Annotated in this window: 17 protein-coding genes; 1 reads left to right on the forward strand and 16 read right to left on the reverse strand. The window is 40.8% G+C overall.

What is annotated here, in order from left to right:
- Positions 1 to 51 precede the first annotated feature (51 nt).
- The 16 genes from AC0VX1_RS16590 to AC0VX1_RS16665 all read right to left on the reverse strand — a co-directional run bounded on the left by AC0VX1_RS16590 (position 52) and on the right by AC0VX1_RS16665 (position 16,066).
- Positions 52 to 1,845 (reverse strand): ATP-binding protein, encoded by a 1,794-nt coding sequence (locus AC0VX1_RS16590; protein WP_475471812.1) that lies wholly within the window; start codon positions 1,843 to 1,845, stop codon positions 52 to 54.
- Positions 1,842 to 2,558 (reverse strand): response regulator, encoded by a 717-nt coding sequence (locus tag AC0VX1_RS16595; protein WP_034308096.1) that lies wholly within the window; start codon positions 2,556 to 2,558, stop codon positions 1,842 to 1,844. Before AC0VX1_RS16595 ends, AC0VX1_RS16590 begins: the two co-directional genes overlap by 4 nt.
- 294 nt (positions 2,559 to 2,852) lie before the next feature.
- Positions 2,853 to 4,031 (reverse strand): c-type cytochrome biogenesis protein CcsB, encoded by a 1,179-nt coding sequence (ccsB, locus tag AC0VX1_RS16600; RefSeq protein ID WP_034308099.1) that lies wholly within the window; start codon positions 4,029 to 4,031, stop codon positions 2,853 to 2,855.
- A complete protein-coding gene (gene resB, locus AC0VX1_RS16605; protein WP_098865317.1) occupies positions 4,024 to 5,673 on the reverse strand; it encodes a cytochrome c biogenesis protein ResB in 1,650 nt (549 codons plus the stop codon). Before resB ends, ccsB begins: the two co-directional genes overlap by 8 nt.
- Positions 5,674 to 5,691: 18 nt before the next feature.
- A complete protein-coding gene (resA, locus tag AC0VX1_RS16610) occupies positions 5,692 to 6,222 on the reverse strand; it encodes a thiol-disulfide oxidoreductase ResA (RefSeq protein ID WP_034308103.1) in 531 nt (176 codons plus the stop codon).
- A gap of 210 nt (positions 6,223 to 6,432) precedes the next feature.
- Entirely contained in the window at positions 6,433 to 7,173 is a 741-nt protein-coding gene (gene rluB / locus AC0VX1_RS16615; RefSeq protein WP_034308106.1) for a 23S rRNA pseudouridine(2605) synthase RluB, read from the reverse strand.
- A 303-nt stretch (positions 7,174 to 7,476) separates the two neighbouring features.
- Entirely contained in the window at positions 7,477 to 8,016 is a 540-nt protein-coding gene (locus AC0VX1_RS16620) for a spore maturation protein (protein WP_239858453.1), read from the reverse strand.
- A 2-nt stretch (positions 8,017 to 8,018) separates the two neighbouring features.
- Positions 8,019 to 8,612 (reverse strand): nucleoside recognition domain-containing protein, encoded by a 594-nt coding sequence (locus AC0VX1_RS16625; protein ID WP_413022823.1) that lies wholly within the window; start codon positions 8,610 to 8,612, stop codon positions 8,019 to 8,021.
- The gene (locus AC0VX1_RS16630) at positions 8,605 to 9,765 is read right to left on the reverse strand and encodes a D-alanyl-D-alanine carboxypeptidase family protein (RefSeq protein ID WP_413000863.1); all 1,161 of its coding nucleotides are present in this window, start codon (positions 9,763 to 9,765) and stop codon (positions 8,605 to 8,607) included. Before AC0VX1_RS16630 ends, AC0VX1_RS16625 begins: the two co-directional genes overlap by 8 nt.
- A 156-nt stretch (positions 9,766 to 9,921) precedes the next feature.
- Positions 9,922 to 11,568 (reverse strand): FAD-dependent oxidoreductase, encoded by a 1,647-nt coding sequence (locus tag AC0VX1_RS16635; protein ID WP_475468006.1) that lies wholly within the window; start codon positions 11,566 to 11,568, stop codon positions 9,922 to 9,924.
- 178 nt (positions 11,569 to 11,746) lie between these two features.
- Positions 11,747 to 12,310, reverse strand: coding sequence for an alkyl hydroperoxide reductase subunit C (gene ahpC, locus AC0VX1_RS16640; RefSeq protein WP_057217417.1), 564 nt, complete (start codon positions 12,308 to 12,310; stop codon positions 11,747 to 11,749).
- Positions 12,311 to 12,752: 442 nt separating this feature from the next.
- On the reverse strand, positions 12,753 to 13,628 hold the full coding sequence (locus tag AC0VX1_RS16645) for a superoxide dismutase (protein ID WP_057278753.1): 876 nt from the start codon (positions 13,626 to 13,628) through the stop codon (positions 12,753 to 12,755).
- A gap of 119 nt (positions 13,629 to 13,747) precedes the next feature.
- Positions 13,748 to 14,236 (reverse strand): YpuI family protein, encoded by a 489-nt coding sequence (locus AC0VX1_RS16650; protein WP_034308117.1) that lies wholly within the window; start codon positions 14,234 to 14,236, stop codon positions 13,748 to 13,750.
- Between the two features lie 22 nt (positions 14,237 to 14,258).
- Entirely contained in the window at positions 14,259 to 14,675 is a 417-nt protein-coding gene (locus tag AC0VX1_RS16655) for a hypothetical protein (protein WP_034308118.1), read from the reverse strand.
- Positions 14,676 to 14,730: 55 nt separating this feature from the next.
- Entirely contained in the window at positions 14,731 to 15,312 is a 582-nt protein-coding gene (gene scpB, locus AC0VX1_RS16660; RefSeq protein ID WP_034308120.1) for an SMC-Scp complex subunit ScpB, read from the reverse strand.
- On the reverse strand, positions 15,299 to 16,066 hold the full coding sequence (locus AC0VX1_RS16665) for a segregation/condensation protein A (RefSeq protein ID WP_057278754.1): 768 nt from the start codon (positions 16,064 to 16,066) through the stop codon (positions 15,299 to 15,301). Before AC0VX1_RS16665 ends, scpB begins: the two co-directional genes overlap by 14 nt.
- 215 nt (positions 16,067 to 16,281) lie before the next feature.
- On the opposite strand from AC0VX1_RS16665, the gene AC0VX1_RS16670 reads away from it, so the two are divergent.
- Positions 16,282 to 16,374, forward strand: coding sequence for a YjcZ family sporulation protein (locus AC0VX1_RS16670; RefSeq protein WP_072273196.1), 93 nt, complete (start codon positions 16,282 to 16,284; stop codon positions 16,372 to 16,374).
- The last annotated feature ends 141 nt before the right edge of the window (positions 16,375 to 16,515 follow it).

Below are 16,515 nucleotides of genomic sequence, written 5' to 3' on the forward strand. Positions count from 1 at the left end.
TGTCTTCGCAGTTCTTTATGAAACAAGATTATCTGGCGATCCACCTGTCATTCATTCAGCGTTTTCCATAATTCGAGGCAAAATGATACTGAATGTCGTCCCTTTATTAGGTAAACTGTTTACCGAAATGTACCCATCATGGGCATTGATTATATTTTTTACGATTGCCAAACCCAATCCGGTACCCGAACGGCCGCGGGTCCTTGCTTTATCCGCTTTATAAAACCTCTCGAATACAAAAGGCAGATCCTCTTCGGGAATTCCAGATCCAGAGTCCCTCACATCAATGATCAGTCCCCTTCGATCACTTGTCCTCTGAATGACATCAATGTTACCGCCTGGGGGAGTATGACGAATCGCATTATCAATTAAATTGGTCAAAACCTGTTCAATACGGTCCGGATCGAAATGCCATTGAATCTTATTGTCTTGCAGGCTGGCAGATATTGTAATCCCTTTTTCTTTAGCCAGCCCAGAAAACTTACTTGTAATCCTCTTTAAATATGGAGAAACGGGTACACATTCATAGCTAAGATTCATTTTACCCGATTCCAATTTAGCTAGATCGAGTAGATCATTGACTAAACGTCCCATTCTTAAAGATTCATCATAGATGATGCGGGCCATTTCCACCTTTTCCTCTTCACTGCCCGCAATGTCATCTACAATCGCTTCACTATATCCTTGCAACATTGAAATCGGGGTCCTTAACTCATGGGAGACATTCGCTATGAAATCAGTCCTGAGTTTGTCCATACGTCTTTCATCACTCATATCCCTTATGATGGCCACCGCTCCCCGTATATTGTCGCCATTTGTATATAGCGGACTGACAATCAATCCCCAATTACGGCCCTGCAAGGTAATTTCACCGACTTGTTCCTTATCGAAGGACTCAGATTCATCAAAAAGATTCATCAAAACCAAAGGGACATTCACATTATCTTCCCGGTTATAGCCCTTTTCAAAATACCAGGATTGCAGAAACCTTTCCGCTGGCGGATTCGTTTCAAGAATTGTGCCGTCTTTATTGAAGGTGATGACCCCATCTGCCATACTGCTAAGAATGCTGGAGAGATGTTCCTTTTCCTGACTAAGTGCATTCATGTTGAATTTCAGTTGCTTTCTCATCTGATTAAACGCTATGGCCAGCTCACCGATTTCATCTTGAGTCAGTATTGGAACCTTTGTATCAAATTTCCCCCGGGCAATCGCTAGGGCGGCTTCCCTCATCTTCACCAATGGAGCATTGATTCTTGTAGATAAAAAGAAAGCAAAAATCGTTGTCAAAATAATGGCGATGCCTGCTGCCAATAAAATGAACTGTGTAGTGGATTTTGTGGTTTCTTCCATGGACTCCAACGATTGAAATAGGAACACTTCATCCTGTTCCCCATTCAATTCAAGCGGAATGCCTACCACGATTGCGGATAAGCCCTCGTTTCCCGCATCATCCGATAGCGCCATTTCCTTTTTTACAGTCTTTCTTTCCGTAAAAACCTTGATCAATTCGGGGTCATTTTTAATGAGTTCCGGCGTGATTTCAAACTCATTATCTCCACCGATGGATGAGAATACCATTTTGTCATCATTAAGAATGATCATTTTCGTTTCATTGCCTATTAATTCCGAAGCTATTTGTAATACCTCATTGCTGGATCCCTGATGTTCATTGGTCACCTTAATGATTTGTTCAGCCGTTTTGGTTAAATCATTTTCAATATTTTCAATTTGGAAATTCTCAAAGAATTCGACCAGCAGAACGGTTAAAACAATTAATACAAACGACACGAGCAATAGGATCGTTGCCCATAGCTTCCCTACAACACTGCCCCATAGCATCAGTCATTAATGACTTCGAACTTGTAACCTACACCCCAAACGGTCACAATCATCTTGGCTGCGTTTTCGGATATGCGGTTTAATTTTTCACGCAAGCGTTTAACATGCGTGTCTACAGTTCGAAGATCTCCAAAGAATTCATAGTGCCATACTTCTTTTAACAATTGCTCCCGGTCAAAAACCTTATCTGGGGATTTCGCCAAGAAATATAACAATTCATATTCTTTCGGTGTTAATGAAACCTCTTTGTTATCAGCAAGTACACGGTGGGCATCATTATCTATTGTTAGATGCGAGAAGACGATCACATCTTTTGCCGTCGTTTCCGTCTGCATGTAACCTGTGCTTGAAGAGCGACGCAATAAAGCTTTAACCCTTAACACGACTTCACGGGGACTGAACGGCTTTACGATATAATCATCAGTCCCCACTTCGAATCCTTGAACACGGTTCACTTCTTCCCCTTTAGCCGTCAGCATGATAATTGGAGTCGTTTTCTTTTCCCTTAATTCACGGCAAACTTCGATTCCATCTTTCCCAGGCATCATAATATCCAATAAAATTAAATCATAATCATTTTCAAGGGCTTTTGTTAAAGCCATATCTCCATTTTCAGCTTCATCGATTATGTATTCTTCCCTTTCCAAATACATCTTTAGCAGCCGGCGGATTCTTTCCTCATCATCCACCACGAGAATTTTAATAGCGTTATACATTATGTAATCAGCCTCCTATCATATATTCTACAAAATGAATACTTCCATGACTAATACTTTCTCCTTACATCGTACGATAAAGAACCGATTTCACAAGGCTTCCATGAACCTTTCACCATTTTGTCACAAAAAAGACTCCGACCGCCCATCAAGAATGGATAATTGCTATTTCACCGAAATATTCCCATTGAATGGGATTTACAGAAAAAGGGATCATTTTCTAGAAAAATCGATAAGCCAACTCTCGACGTTTCTATCAAAAGACCCCCTTCATCTAAACATTACAATACAGAATCAAGCATATGAATGCAAACCAGCAATAACAAGATTGACGAAAATCAGGTTAAACATGATGATGGCAAAACCGATGACGGCAAGCCAAGCCGATTTTTCCCCTTGCCAGCCCTTTGACATCCGCAGATGCAAGAAAGCCGCATAAAACAACCAAGTAACCAATGCCCAGACCTCTTTCGGATCCCAGCCCCAGAATCGTGTCCAGGCCACTTGGGCCCAGATCATTGCAAAAATGAGGGCACCGAGTGTAAAGATCGGAAAACCGATAAGGACCGAACGATAACTAATCTCGTCCAATAAATTCAAATTCACATTTTTAACGATCGGTTTAATCAAAGCTGCCACTCTTTTGCGAGCAATCAACCTTATTAAACCATACAGGACGAGTCCCATGCCGAATGACCAAAGAACAGTATTCAGTTTCTTGGCATTGATCAGTGCAGGCATGTCCACCAACGGTTCAAATCGATCCGTCTCGATGAGTTTCCCTTCATTGGGACCTACCAATGCCGGCAGGTTGAATTCCTGTTTGACTTCGGCACCTTTTTTATCGACCCAATCAAAATTCGCCTTATAATCCATGGCAGCAAAAGAAGAAGTGATGATGACGAAACCGATGGTGCAGACTAATGTGAACATGATGACTTCAAGCCAGAACGTTCTTTTGCTTGATTGTGTCTGATCAACGAACTTGATTAAATAAATGATGGCAGTAACGAAACTTATGGCAAGGATTGACTGTCCTGCCGCTGCAGTCGTTACATGAATATGGAGCCAATCACTCTGCAAAGCAGGGATGAGTGGCGAAATTTCTGTAGGGAACATACTTGCATAAGCGATTATCAATAATGCTATCGGTAAAGCGAATAGCCCAAGGGCAGGTGTTTTATAAAGAAAATAAATTAATATGAAAGCACCGACCAGCATCATTCCGAAAAAGGTCGTAAATTCAAACAGGTTACTTACCGGGGCATGCCCGGCAGCAATCCATCTAGTGATGAAATACCCAATTTGCGCCGCAAACCCGATAATGGTGACGAAAATGCCCAGTTTTGCCCATTTGTTTTGTTTCTTTTCCTCCGCACCGCGTTTATCCTTGATCGATCCCCCGAATAAAAAGGTAGCGATCAGATATAAAATGAAAGCTGCATATAAAAGGTTACTGCTTAATTCAGCCATTTAAAACTTCCCCCTTACTAGAAGATTTCTCCTCTTCAAGTTGATCCATTGGTTCGGAAAGTGATGTTGATTCTATCGCTTGTTTTATATCTCTTTTAATGCCGTGCCAGTTTTTGTTTGTATGGCCGGCCAAAAGTATCTCATCATCTTTCCTCTTGATCCATATACGCCGATGATTCCAATAAGACCCTTGGACAACGCCGATCATGAAGATGATTCCACCCGTGAATAAGATCCAAAGGGTTAAATCCTTCCTGACGGTCAAAGCCGTGACATCTTGGGTTTCCACACCATTAAAAGCCATTTTATAAGTGTTTTCCCCTAAAGGCTCCACAGTCTCCTTAATCGCTACGAAACTGACTTCACCCTCTGGCTTATCCGGGGTATGCATCTTAAAGATAAATGCTGGATTATTCGGAATCTTCGATATCGTTCTAGGTTCGCCTTTTTCATCGAACTCGAAATCAGGGAAGTAACTGATCAAGTCAACGGAATATCCTTCTTTCAACTCGTATTTCTTTTGCGGGTTGTTCAAATCAACCTTTAAGCTTCCATATTTCTCTTCGGTTTTTTTATTTATCAAATTAAAAGCCATCGTACTGAGCTCATCCAATTTATAGTCTACTTGGTAAAGGGCATAATGATCATGTTTCAGAGGTTCATTGACTTTGATTTTATAATCTTTAAGCTTATCAAGGTCCACTTTTTCCCCTGGTAAGGTTTCTCCCTTGCGCTCATAGAGCGTAACATCGGATTGATATGTTTTAGCGATCGTACCGGTTTTATCAATTGCAGCACTGTACTGCTTATCTTCTTCACTCTCTTTGTCATACACCTCTAAGGTAAATTCATTATTCTGAAGATAGTATTCACCATTTGTACCGGGGATTTCTTTCCTCTCGCCTTCACGCAGCCAAAGTACTTTGTCGATATACATCCCAGGGACGGAACGCAATAATGCTCCAATTAAGAAAATGATAAGTCCAATATGATTGACATAGGGTCCCCAACGTGAAAAACGACCTTTTTCGGCAAGTATATGACCGTTTTCCTCTCGTATATGATAACGCTGCCTTTTTAGTCTATCCTTTACTTCTTCAAGGTTTATATCGTGGTCTTCAAGCTTTGTCACCCCATAAATCCGCTGACGTTTCATGAAACCGTCATGACGTGTGACCCCTTGCTTTTTTAACGATCGATATAACGGAAAGAACCGGTCGATACTGGCAATCAATAGTGATATGCCCAGCATGCCTATGATAATCAAATACCACCATGAACTATACAAGTTATGAAACCCGAGTTCATAATACACCCTTCCAAACCAGCCATATTCCAGTTCATAATGCTCTGCAGGCGTCGCGGTTGAAGGGATGTACATTTCCTGGGGTAAAATCGTCCCGATAGCTGAAGCGATCAAAGCAATGACTATGAGCGTCACCCCGACCTTAACGGAAGAAAAGAAATTCCATATTTTATCGATGATCGTTTTTTTATATGTTTGTGAACGCCTGGCACTTCCTTCATATCTCATATCAATAAGCTGATTCTCTTTTTCGTTACCAAGCACCATTCCGCATTTCCCGCATATCTTTGTGCCAAACGGATTTACATGACCACAATCGCATTTTACTTCTTTCATGTCAAAAACTCCCCAATATTATGGTTTAATTCTCTCCATATGCTTTTGGATGCTCTCTTCTGTCAAAGCTCCGGTGATGATATCTATCACTTTCCCCTCTTTATCAACCAAAAAGGAGACAGGCAATATATCCACGCGGTAAGCATTTTCCACTTCCCTACCTTTATCGATCATGACAGGAAAGGTAAGGTCATGCTTTGTAATGAAATTATTGACAGCATAGTCAGATTCCCCGACGTTAACGGCCAATATCTCAACGCCCTGGTCTTTAAAGTTTTTATATTGATTTTCCATATAAGGCATTTCATATTCACACGGCTTGCAATATGTACCCCAAAAGTTCAGGAAGACGCCTTTTCCCTTGTAATCTGAAAGTTTATGCTCTTTACCTTCCATATCAGTCAAGACGAAATTGGGTGCATCGGATCCTTTTCTCAGGCTTTCATTCTTATCTTTAGTGAAGTTCGTATAAAGGGCAAACACTAAAGCTGCACCTAATAGCAGGAGAATGATGGTTCTGCTAATGAGGCGTCGCTTCTTTTTATCCATAGAGATCCTCCTAAGGCCACACTAAATTTAACCTTACCATTATACCATTTAACGCCATGTCCTTTATATTTGCATTTCTGAAGGTTTTGTGACATTCTTTCCCGATTCATGAAGGAAAAGGTATTTACAGGTTGTTTTCCACCACCCATTTCTTCCAGGGGAAGAGTAGGGGTAGTGGTTTCAACCTATCAATACAGGCAAAATACTAGCTTACATTCTCCGCTGTTTAGGCTCGGTCGTTGCTAAAGTCCGCATTAATTTAACTTCATGTGGAGTCAGCTCCCGGGAATCCCCTGCAGTTAAACCATCCAAGGTCAAGAAACCATATTGCTCCCTCTTCAATTTAATGACGGGATGGCCAATTGCTTCGAACATCCGGCGGACTTGCCTATTCCTGCCTTCATGTATTGTGATTTCAACTATGGCCGTTTCCTTTTTCTTGTCGGTAGACAATACCCTTGTCTTGGCCGGAGCAGTCTTGCCATCCTCCAACTTGATTCCCTTATCCAGCTTTTTCAAACTTTCACGCAAAGGCATCCCTTTCACTTTTGCCACATACACTTTATCCACTTCATGCTTCGGATGCATTAACGTGTTTGCAAATTCCCCGTCATTGGTTAAAATCAACAAGCCCGAAGTATCGTAATCCAAGCGGCCAACTGGATAAATCCGTTCATTGATGTAAGGGAAAAAGTCCGTTACGACTTTTCTGTTCTTATCATCAGAAACGGCCGAAATGACGCCGCGCGGTTTATAGAATAGGAAATAAACCGGAGCTTCTTTTTCAAGCGGGACTTCATTAACCTCAACCTTATCATTAGGCCCCACTTTCACACCTAATTCCTTCACTACTTTGCCGTTCACTTTTACCTTACCTTCTAAAATCAACTCTTCTGCTTTACGGCGGGAAGCCAGTCCAGCATGTGCTATCACCTTTTGTAATCGTTCCATCTATCTTCACCCCATAGTATAATCATTCGTTTGTTATTGCCTATACATACACAATCATACAATTATTACATATTGAGAGGCAAAAACAAAAGGTTTTTCGCGATTAAGAGCTTTTCTTTTATTATTACACCAATAATGGGACGGTTAAATGGGTTGGTTTCCATAATGAGTGTAACATAGCTTATTTTTCCATACAAAAAAATGTTTCTTTTGATGAAAGTTTGAATACACCTTAATAATGGATGGCTGCTTTTAAGAAAAAAGACAAAAAAAAAGAAATGGAATCGTCCATTTCCCTACCTTTTAATTCATGCCGAAAACCAGTGTGACGACAATAACGGCAGCTATGATTCCGATCAAGTCTGCCAAAAGGCCGACCTTAAGGGCATCACCCATTTTTTTGATTCCGACGGCTCCAAAATAAACGGTCAATACATAGAAGGTGGTATCCGTACTTCCCTGAATCGTGGCAGCCAAGCGGCCAACAAAGGAATCCGGTCCATAAACCGATATCAGGTCGCTGGTGATTCCTAAAGCCGCTGTTCCGGATATTGGTCTAATAATCGCAAGGGGTAAAACCTCAGACGGAAAATGAAGAAAGGAAAGCAAGGGGTTTAGTGATTGTACAATGAAATCCAAGGCCCCTGATGCCCTAAATACCGAAATCGCCACAAGCATCCCTACCAGGAAAGGAATAAGGGAAAAGGACATGTTGATTCCTTCTTTCCCCCCCTCAACGAAGGTCTCATAGGTGGGAACTCTTTTCAATGTGCCATACAGTAATATTCCGAGGATCAAAACCGGTATCATCCAAATTGAAATGGTGGTCATCCAGTGCAACATCCTTATTCCCTCCCGTTCCTCTTTCTCCTGTAATAAAAATATCGATCTATCGCGATTCCTCCAACGGCGGAAACGGCCGTTGCTATTATGGTCGGAAATACGATGTCCGTCGGGGAGTGGGCATCGTAGTTCATGCGGATCGCAATGACAGTGGTTGGAATCAACGTTACGCTTGAGGTATTGATTGCTAAAAAAGTGACCATCGAGCGGCTGACCGTTGCTTTTCCTCCATTTAGTTTCTTAAGCTGTTCCATGGCTTTTATACCAAGAGGCGTGGCTGCATTCCCCAACCCGAATGTGTTTGCCATCATATTGGAAAGTATATACCCCATAGCGGGATGATTAGGAGGCACTTCAGGGAATAGCCATCTCATGAACGGCTTGAACAAGTTGGATAGTTTATCTAACAGCCCCGATTCCTCCGCAATTTTCATCAAACCCAGCCAAAAGACAAGTATGCTCATCAGTCCCAGGCAAAGGGTGACCGCTTCCTTTGCGCTGACAAATAGAGCTTCATTCACCTGATCCATCGTTCCATTAACCATGCCAAAGACGATACCGATCACGAACATCCCGACCCAAATGTAATTAACCATTGCGTCCGATTCCCAATACCGCTTCAAATACTTCAGCCCATGAAGATTGGAATGATTGTTGCTTGAAGCTTTCTTTTGCTTCCCCATAAAAAATTGACCGAGTTCCTATTTTCTTCCCATCAAGATAGATGGATGCTCTGCCGACAACTTCCGGGATTTTCCTTTTATCATCCCAAGCCTTCTGGGGCTTCAACAATTTCATTTTCACTTTGACCAATTCTCTCTCTTCGTTTGTCAGTGGGTATGAAAAATCATTTTTAATATAGACATGTCCTTTATATATTTTATTTTCCATGTTTTCCACCATGCCTGCGGGTAAAATTTCTGTTGGCTTATAATCCTTAAAGGCCGATTCGTACATATGAATATGATCATTCCAATCATCCGGACCATTCAATGTCACAGCAATCAGGTCATGCTCGTTTTTTGTTGCCGTCGTGACCAAGGTACGTTTTGCTAGTTTCGTATACCCTGTTTTCCCCCCTGTGCAATACTCATATAATTGTGTAAGTAGGCGATTTTTGTTCTTCCATACATAATCCCATTGTTCTGTGGAATTAGGTGCCCTGTGTTCCTTTGTGCCGGCAATCTTCGCATACGTTTCATTTTGCATGGCATAACGAGTGAGAATGGCCATATCATAGGCGGTTGAATAATGGTTCTTCGAATTATCCAAACCATGTGGATTTGAAAAATGGGTATCCTTCATCCCTATTTCTTCCGCCTTTTGATTCATCATCCAGACGAATCCATCCAGGCTTCCGCCAACCTTTTCGCTGATTGCCACTGCTGCATCATTACCTGAACGAAGCATCAAGCCATAAACCAAATCTTCGAGCTTAATTTTTTCTCCTACTTTTAAGTAAAGGGAAGATCCCTCCGTCCCGAAGGCATTGCTGCTCACCCTCACTGTCTCATCCATCTGTCCCGATTCAATAGCCAAGATGGCCGTCATTATTTTCGTAATGCTTGCTATGCGATTCTTTTCATGAGCATTCACTTCATAAATGACCCTTCCGCTATCCTCATCCATTAAAATCGCGCTATGGGCACTTACGGATACATTTGCATAGGCGCTTTGTACAGGTGCCATAAAAGACAACAGGAGAATGACGATACACAAACTCGATAACCCTTTATATAGAAAACGCATGAGTGCCCCCTCGTCTCTTTACTTGTTTTTGTACAAGTTTATGCAAAGGGACAAGGGTTATGAATAAAAGAATCTAAACCCTGATGTTATCCACTGTTTTCAAGGGAAGTTTTCAAAAAAAAAATCGATAGGGACTCCTATCGATTTAGTGTTCTATTATACTAATAGTGCAGCGATTTCATCAATTTTCTTAGCTCCGAATACCACTTGTTCATCATTGATGATCATGGCCGGCACGCTCATGACTTTATATTTCTTCTTGATTTCCTGGAAATTGCTTATATCGACCATTTCAGCTTCAACGTTAGGGTTTTCAATCGCTATGCGCTGCGCACCCACAACAACGTCTGGACAGTAGTGACATGACAATGAAACCATGACCTTAATGTTCGCTTTTTTACTGATTCCCTTGATTGAATTCAATACGGCTGAATCCAATGCTTGACCAGGTCCAGCCAGGTTATAGATGGCCAAAATGAAGGAATTCAACTCATGGCCGCCTGGTACACCGTGGAATTTGACGCCACTGTATACACCATTTGAATTTAAGAGGGCAACGACAGGGAACTTATCCGCATTGATTTTTTCTTCGATTTCCGCATTTTCCCCTTTGTTGTATAACTCAAGATGAAGCTTATCTCCTAATTCCGCAACATCCAAAAGGAAGTCTCGCAATTCTATTGATTTTGGCAAACTTTCATCGACAATGGACACCATAGTAACGTCGCTCTCCATCTTACCGAAGATTCCCTTTAATTGGCCACGTAACGCATCACTTAATAAAGCGCTCTTGCCTGCTGGGACAGCTGCCTGTTCTTTTTTCGCCGGTTTTTCAACTTCAGGTTCATCCTTGATTCCCAGGCGATCTTTTTCTTCCTCAATATATTTGCCGGCATCCGTTGCTGCAATCGCTCCATCGGATACAGCTGTGATAATCTGGCGCAAGGATTTTGGCCTTAGGTCGCCCGCCGCATAGACACCATTCACATTAGTCTTCATATCATCATCGGTTAAAATGTAACCAGCATCATCCATTTCGATATGGCCCTTGAATATCTCTGTTTTCGGCTCGTAACCTATGAAAACGAATACGCCAAATGTATTGTCTTCTTCCTTCGCCTTATATTCAAATTCTTCTTTGGTAACGTTATTGATGAAACGTGCACTTTGAATCATCCCGTCTCCATGAACCCCAAGGATTTCCGTATTGAATTTCACTACAATCTTATCATTTGCCATTACTTTATCAACAATGGACGGGGCACACGAGAAGCTTGATTCACGGGCGATGATTGTGACTTTTGTAGCAAAACGTGTCAGGAATATCGCTTCTTCAGCGGCTGCATATCCTGCCCCGATAACGAAAACTTCCAACCCTTCAAAGAATTCACCATCACATGTTGAACAATAAGCTACACCGCGGCCAGTGAATTCCTCTTCACCTGGAAATCCTAGTGTTCTTGGAGAAGCACCCGTTGCAATGATGACGGCGCGTGCATGGTAGTCCCCGCCAAGGGTTTTAACGACTTTCACCTCACCGGAGAAATCCACACCCGTTACATCAGCTTTGGCGAACTCAACGCCAAAATCTTCGTTTTGAAGCTTCATTTCTTCAACTAACCTAGGACCCGATATATGACGGATACCAGGATAATTGGCTATTTCCGACGTAGTTGCAGCTTGACCGCCGCCAGTGCCTTTTTCAAGAATTATCGTCTTTAGCTTCGCTCTTCCTGCATAAACACCGGCTGAGAGGCCTGCAGGACCGCCGCCAATAATTAATAAATCATATATTTTTTTCATCTTTTGTGCTCCTTGCTGAATGATTATAACGTGCTAAACTGATTATTTTGAAAAACAAAAGGCACTTATTTTAGGTAAGTGCCTTTTGTCATTGTATCATGTCGGACGATTTGTCCAGTAATCGTAATCAATGCTGGGTATGTCCATTACCTGTAGAAATGGGCCCTCCCATTAAAAATTAAAGTTTACCTACAAGGTCTAGGCTTGGTTCAAGAGTAGCTTCACCTGGAGTCCATTTTGCAGGGCAAACTTTATCTCCATGTTCCGCTACGAATTGTGCAGCTTGAACTTTTCTTACAAGTTCTTCTGCATTACGGCCAATTCCTAAATCATTGACTTCGTATGCTTTAATTTGTCCTTCTGGATTTACAATGAAAGTTCCACGTAGAGCCAATCCATCTTCTTCAATCAATACACCGAATTGACGGGATAAAACGTTTGCTGGGTCAGCTAACATTGGATATTGGATTTTACCGATTGTATCAGTAGCATCAGCCCATCCTTTGTGGCTGAAATGAGTATCTGTTGAAACTGAGTAAACTTCACAACCAATTTCCTTGAATGTTTCATAGTTATCTTGAAGATCGGCTAATTCAGTTGGACAAACGAAAGAGAAGTCAGCTGGGTAGAAAAAGAATACTGCCCATTTCCCTTTAACATCTTCAAGTGTAACTTCTTTGAATTCTCCTGCATGGTAAGCTTGTACTTTAAAATCTTCAACTTGTTTATTGATCAATGACATAATAAATTCCTCCAATAGCTATTTTTTTATCTGCTCCTGTTTATAATAATTATTAAATAGAAACTAGTCAATAAATATACCTTAATAATTTTTAAGTTCACAAATTGGTCACAGTTTTTATATTAATATAAATTAATTATTTTTAAAATCCCATAGCACTTCAAATTAGCTTTTTCAACACATTTCCAATATTATTTCTAGGTTTCAAATAAGACACATGCTCATTATTTCGTGAGATGATTTCCTCTCCTTTTCAATCTAATTATAATATCCAAATGAGAATCATAAGTCGCTTTCTAATAAAAATTTTCAGGTCTCCTACATATCTTTCCCATATTTCCCCTAAAAAATTCTTGTTTCAAAATTTCAATCAAAAAAAACGAACCTTGACGGCCCGTTTAGTTGTAATTGGTTCTCCAAAGACATTTCTATATTTTATCAGTTATTGCTTTTTCCAAATAAGCTTTTTCGCTTCGGTGAACCTTACGGCTATTTTCGGCCAGTTTACAACGTCCCACCATTTGTCCACATAGCCTGCCCGATTATTTTTATATTGCAGGTAATAAGCATGTTCCCATACATCAAGAACAAGGATTGGGATCGTATCCCACTGGGTCAAAACCATGTGCAATTCCGATTGAAGTATTTCTAGCCGCCGCGCACGCGGAGACCAGACTAATATCGCCCAGCCAACACCTTCTACTTGTTTGGCAGCCTCACTAAAATGACTTTTAAAAGCTGCAAAGCTTCCAAAATCCTTCTCAATCTGTTTAAGTAAATCCCCCCTTGGCTGTCCGCCCCCTCCCGGAATCATCACTTCCCAGAACAGCGTATGGAGATAATGGCCCGATCCATGAAAGGCTGCTTCCTTTTCCCAATGTTTCAACAAGGAAAAATCATTCGTTTCTCTCGCTTTTTTCATCATCAATTCCGCTTTATTCAGACCATCGACATATGCTTGATGATGCTTATCATGGTGCAGATACATGATTTCCCTTGAGATCGTCGGTTCCAACGCTTCATAGGCATAAGGTAATGGCGGTAACGTATGCTTCCCAATCGGCACTGATTGCCTTTCCTGTATATTGAATTCTCTAGCGAGTTCTTCAATTTCCTCGTAGACCCGAGCCATCTCTTCTTCAATCAGGACCATATCCTCATAATCCATTTCTTCCTCATCCATATTCTTTGCCAACCCGGAAAGACGTTCAATATTTGACAGCAACGGCGAATCGGTGATATCGATCTTCTCAAGATATTCCATCACTCCATCAACCCAATCACTTACCTCTTTAGCATAATCTTTTACCTCTGACATCTTGCAACCTCCCCCTATTCCCATACACATAAATCATCAAAGTATTTTATGTATCGATTAAGCGGAGATTCCATTTATAGCTAAAAAAACAGCAAGGCTTATTAAGCCTTGCTGTTTCATTATCTTGACTGCAACATTTTCGTCCGGTAATCCGTTTCATAAAACTCCAATTCCTCACGCATGGTCTGGAATCCACTTTCCACGGCCTTCAGAATGGATATTATGCTGTCAGGTACACTTTGGTGAAATTTAATCGAATTTTTTCCTGTATAGGCAGATCTGCTGTCCTCAAACCACCGATCTGATTTTGGGGAAAAGTATTCTTCGATACATTGATGATAAACTCTATAAAGCGTCTTTTCAGCTGCAGCTTTATTGAAAACATCATTTTTCAGAACGATTTGGCAAGCCTCCAAGCCCTCTTCACAACTTACAAGCATTCTTCTTAAACTTGAAAGGATTCCTTTATAATAGGTTTCATCCCCGCTTTTTTCTTCTTGCAGCTTAGAATAGGTCGTCTCATTTATAAATTCTTCCAGTTGAGCCACTGTCGTTTCCAAAAAGCCCTTTACATCCTCAAGCTGAGATTTTACCAATGTATTCCCCAACCGTGAACCCTCCTCAAATTGATTAAGATTGAATATAATAGTCAACATGTGATTCTATATCATATGGTTTAGCTTGGTCAATAGATATAAACACTTTCTCCAATTTTTCAAAATCTATATTTTCGAAATAACCAGCCAGCTCTTTTTCTGCATTTATATATATTCGTTTTCGGTTAACCAGGCCCGGGTCTTTGAGTAGACAGACCATGGCGATGATGTCAGCCATATAAATATCTCTGTTAGGGCTTTTGAATAGGGGGTTGGCGGGATATGGGGTCCAAAGAGTGACCATCTCATCAAAATAGCGAAGATACAGTACATTCAGCGTCTTTTCTTCTCCATCCTTTATGTATTGTATAACGGATCGATTAAAGAAGTCCTCAGGTGAATTTGACTTTTCCTTTTCAAGCCCAAATCCATTGCATGCTACAATTCGCACCCGCAATCCCCCCGCATTCATTTTTTTCTATATTATCACAATTCAAAGAAAAATGTTATTCGATTGTTTGCTGAAATTTTTCAAAAAACAAATCGGCTTCACCACTTTCAAAGCTATCATCCGAATTATCGGCGAGAGGCGGTAATTCATCAATGGAATTCAGGCCGAAGTAATCCAAAAACTCTTTTGTTGTCCCATATAAATAAGCCCGGCCCGAGCCTTCAGCACGTCCGACCTCTTTAATTAAGACTTTGGTGACAAGTGTATGAATGGGGCGTTCCGTTTTCACTCCGCGTATTTCATCAATTTCAGCTCTAGTAATCGGCTGCTTATAAGCAATGATTGCGAGTGTTTCCAATGCCGCCTGGGATAAGCCTTGAGTGCTTGATGTTTCGACTAGTCTTTTCAAGTAATCCGAGTGCTCTTTTTTTGTCGTCATTTGATAAACGCCCGCTATTTCGATCACTTGAATCCCGCGTACATCCGATACATATTCTTCCTTTAAACTTTCAACGATGTCCGTTGCTTGATATTCCGTAATTTCTAGGACCGAGGCAATTTGTTTGACAGAGAGCCCTTCATCTCCGGCAGCAAACAATAATGCCTCAAGAATCCCTTTCCAATTAATAACTTCCAACTGGTTCTACACCTTCCTTAGCAGCAATCATGATTTCAGAAAAATTACCTTCTTGTTCAACGATGATTTCATTAAGTTTCATCAGTTCCAGCACCGCCATGAAAGTGATGACGATATGCTCCTTGACCGGGATCGAAAACAGTTCAAAAAAACTTTTCTTCCCTTTAATGGACTGTAACTCCATCTTGATTTCATCCATTCGTTTCTCTATCGATATCTCTTGTTTCGTTACTTTCGTGTAAAGCGGCTTTTGAATTTTTTGCCTTCTCAGCAATTTTTGCAGAGCCCCCAACATATCATATAGACTTATATTCAACTCTTGTTTATCACTTTCCGCTTCTTTAACATAAACAGATAGATCACTTGGGGGTTTGGTGAACATCAAGCTTCTTTCTTCTTCCATCCCTTTAAATTCTTCGGCTGCATTTTTATACTTTTTATATTCTAATAGTTTTTCCACAAGCTCATCCCGTGGATCTTCCTCAAATATTTCCCCATCTTCATCAATCATTTGCTCATCTTCATGCTTTGGAAGCAGCATTTTACTCTTGATGGCAAGCAGTGTTGCAGCCATCACCAGATATTCGCTGGCCACATCCAATTCCAGATGCTGCATCGTATGGATGTAACCTAGGTATTGATCTGTAATATCAGCCATCGGAATATCGTAGATGTCTATTTCCAGGCGATTGATCAAATGCAGGAGTAAATCCATCGGACCTTCGAAAGCGTCAATTTTTATGTTATAACCCATTAAATTACCTCATTTAAATCTAATTGGCCGATATAGACCTATTTCTTTTACTAATCAAGTATAGTGGATTGCCGCCCTTTATCCAAATAATAATTTACTGTCCATAGAAAAGTTTTTATTTGGGATTACCGTCAAATGGGTCGGTGCCCAATCACATTCTGAAATCCAACATAACCTAGAAATGTAAGAATAGCAGAACAAAGGAGGTACTCATTATGGGTGCAGGTGGTTTTGGAAACGGCGGCGGATTCGCGTTTATTGTAGTATTGTTCATTTTATTAGTTATCGTCGGTGCTTCTTGGTGTTAATGGGAGACTGATGAATCAGCTGATTGCCTTGCAATCAGCTTTCTTTATTTTCCAGGAAAAAATTCTATGCTAAACTTAGTGAGTATACATAGCGGATGTTAAGCTATAAGAAAATGGCTTTTTGCCATACTTAGTTGATTC

This window comes from Peribacillus sp. QJM3NY_7 (genome assembly GCF_056173225.1).

Excerpts from the sequence above, each read along its gene's own strand:
- AC0VX1_RS16625 (WP_413022823.1), bottom strand. The coding sequence starts at position 8,612 with ATGGTTAATTACATTTGGGTCGGGATGTTCGTGATCGGTATCGTCTTT.
- resB (WP_098865317.1), bottom strand. The coding sequence starts at position 5,673 with ATGAAAGAAGTAAAATGCGATTGTGGTCATGTAAATCCGTTTGGCACA.
- resA (WP_034308103.1), bottom strand. The coding sequence starts at position 6,222 with ATGGATAAAAAGAAGCGACGCCTCATTAGCAGAACCATCATTCTCCTG.
- ahpC (WP_057217417.1), bottom strand. The coding sequence starts at position 12,310 with ATGTCATTGATCAATAAACAAGTTGAAGATTTTAAAGTACAAGCTTAC.
- ccsB (WP_034308099.1), bottom strand. The coding sequence starts at position 4,031 with ATGGCTGAATTAAGCAGTAACCTTTTATATGCAGCTTTCATTTTATAT.
- AC0VX1_RS16665 (WP_057278754.1), bottom strand. The coding sequence starts at position 16,066 with ATGGGTTATAACATAAAAATTGACGCTTTCGAAGGTCCGATGGATTTA.
- AC0VX1_RS16620 (WP_239858453.1), bottom strand. The coding sequence starts at position 8,016 with ATGTTGCACTGGATGACCACCATTTCAATTTGGATGATACCGGTTTTG.
- AC0VX1_RS16595 (WP_034308096.1), bottom strand. The coding sequence starts at position 2,558 with ATGTATAACGCTATTAAAATTCTCGTGGTGGATGATGAGGAAAGAATC.
- AC0VX1_RS16635 (WP_475468006.1), bottom strand. The coding sequence starts at position 11,568 with ATGAAAAAAATATATGATTTATTAATTATTGGCGGCGGTCCTGCAGGC.
- AC0VX1_RS16630 (WP_413000863.1), bottom strand. The coding sequence starts at position 9,765 with ATGCGTTTTCTATATAAAGGGTTATCGAGTTTGTGTATCGTCATTCTC.
- AC0VX1_RS16670 (WP_072273196.1), top strand. The coding sequence starts at position 16,282 with ATGGGTGCAGGTGGTTTTGGAAACGGCGGCGGATTCGCGTTTATTGTA.
- rluB (WP_034308106.1), bottom strand. The coding sequence starts at position 7,173 with ATGGAACGATTACAAAAGGTGATAGCACATGCTGGACTGGCTTCCCGC.
- AC0VX1_RS16645 (WP_057278753.1), bottom strand. The coding sequence starts at position 13,628 with ATGTCAGAGGTAAAAGATTATGCTAAAGAGGTAAGTGATTGGGTTGAT.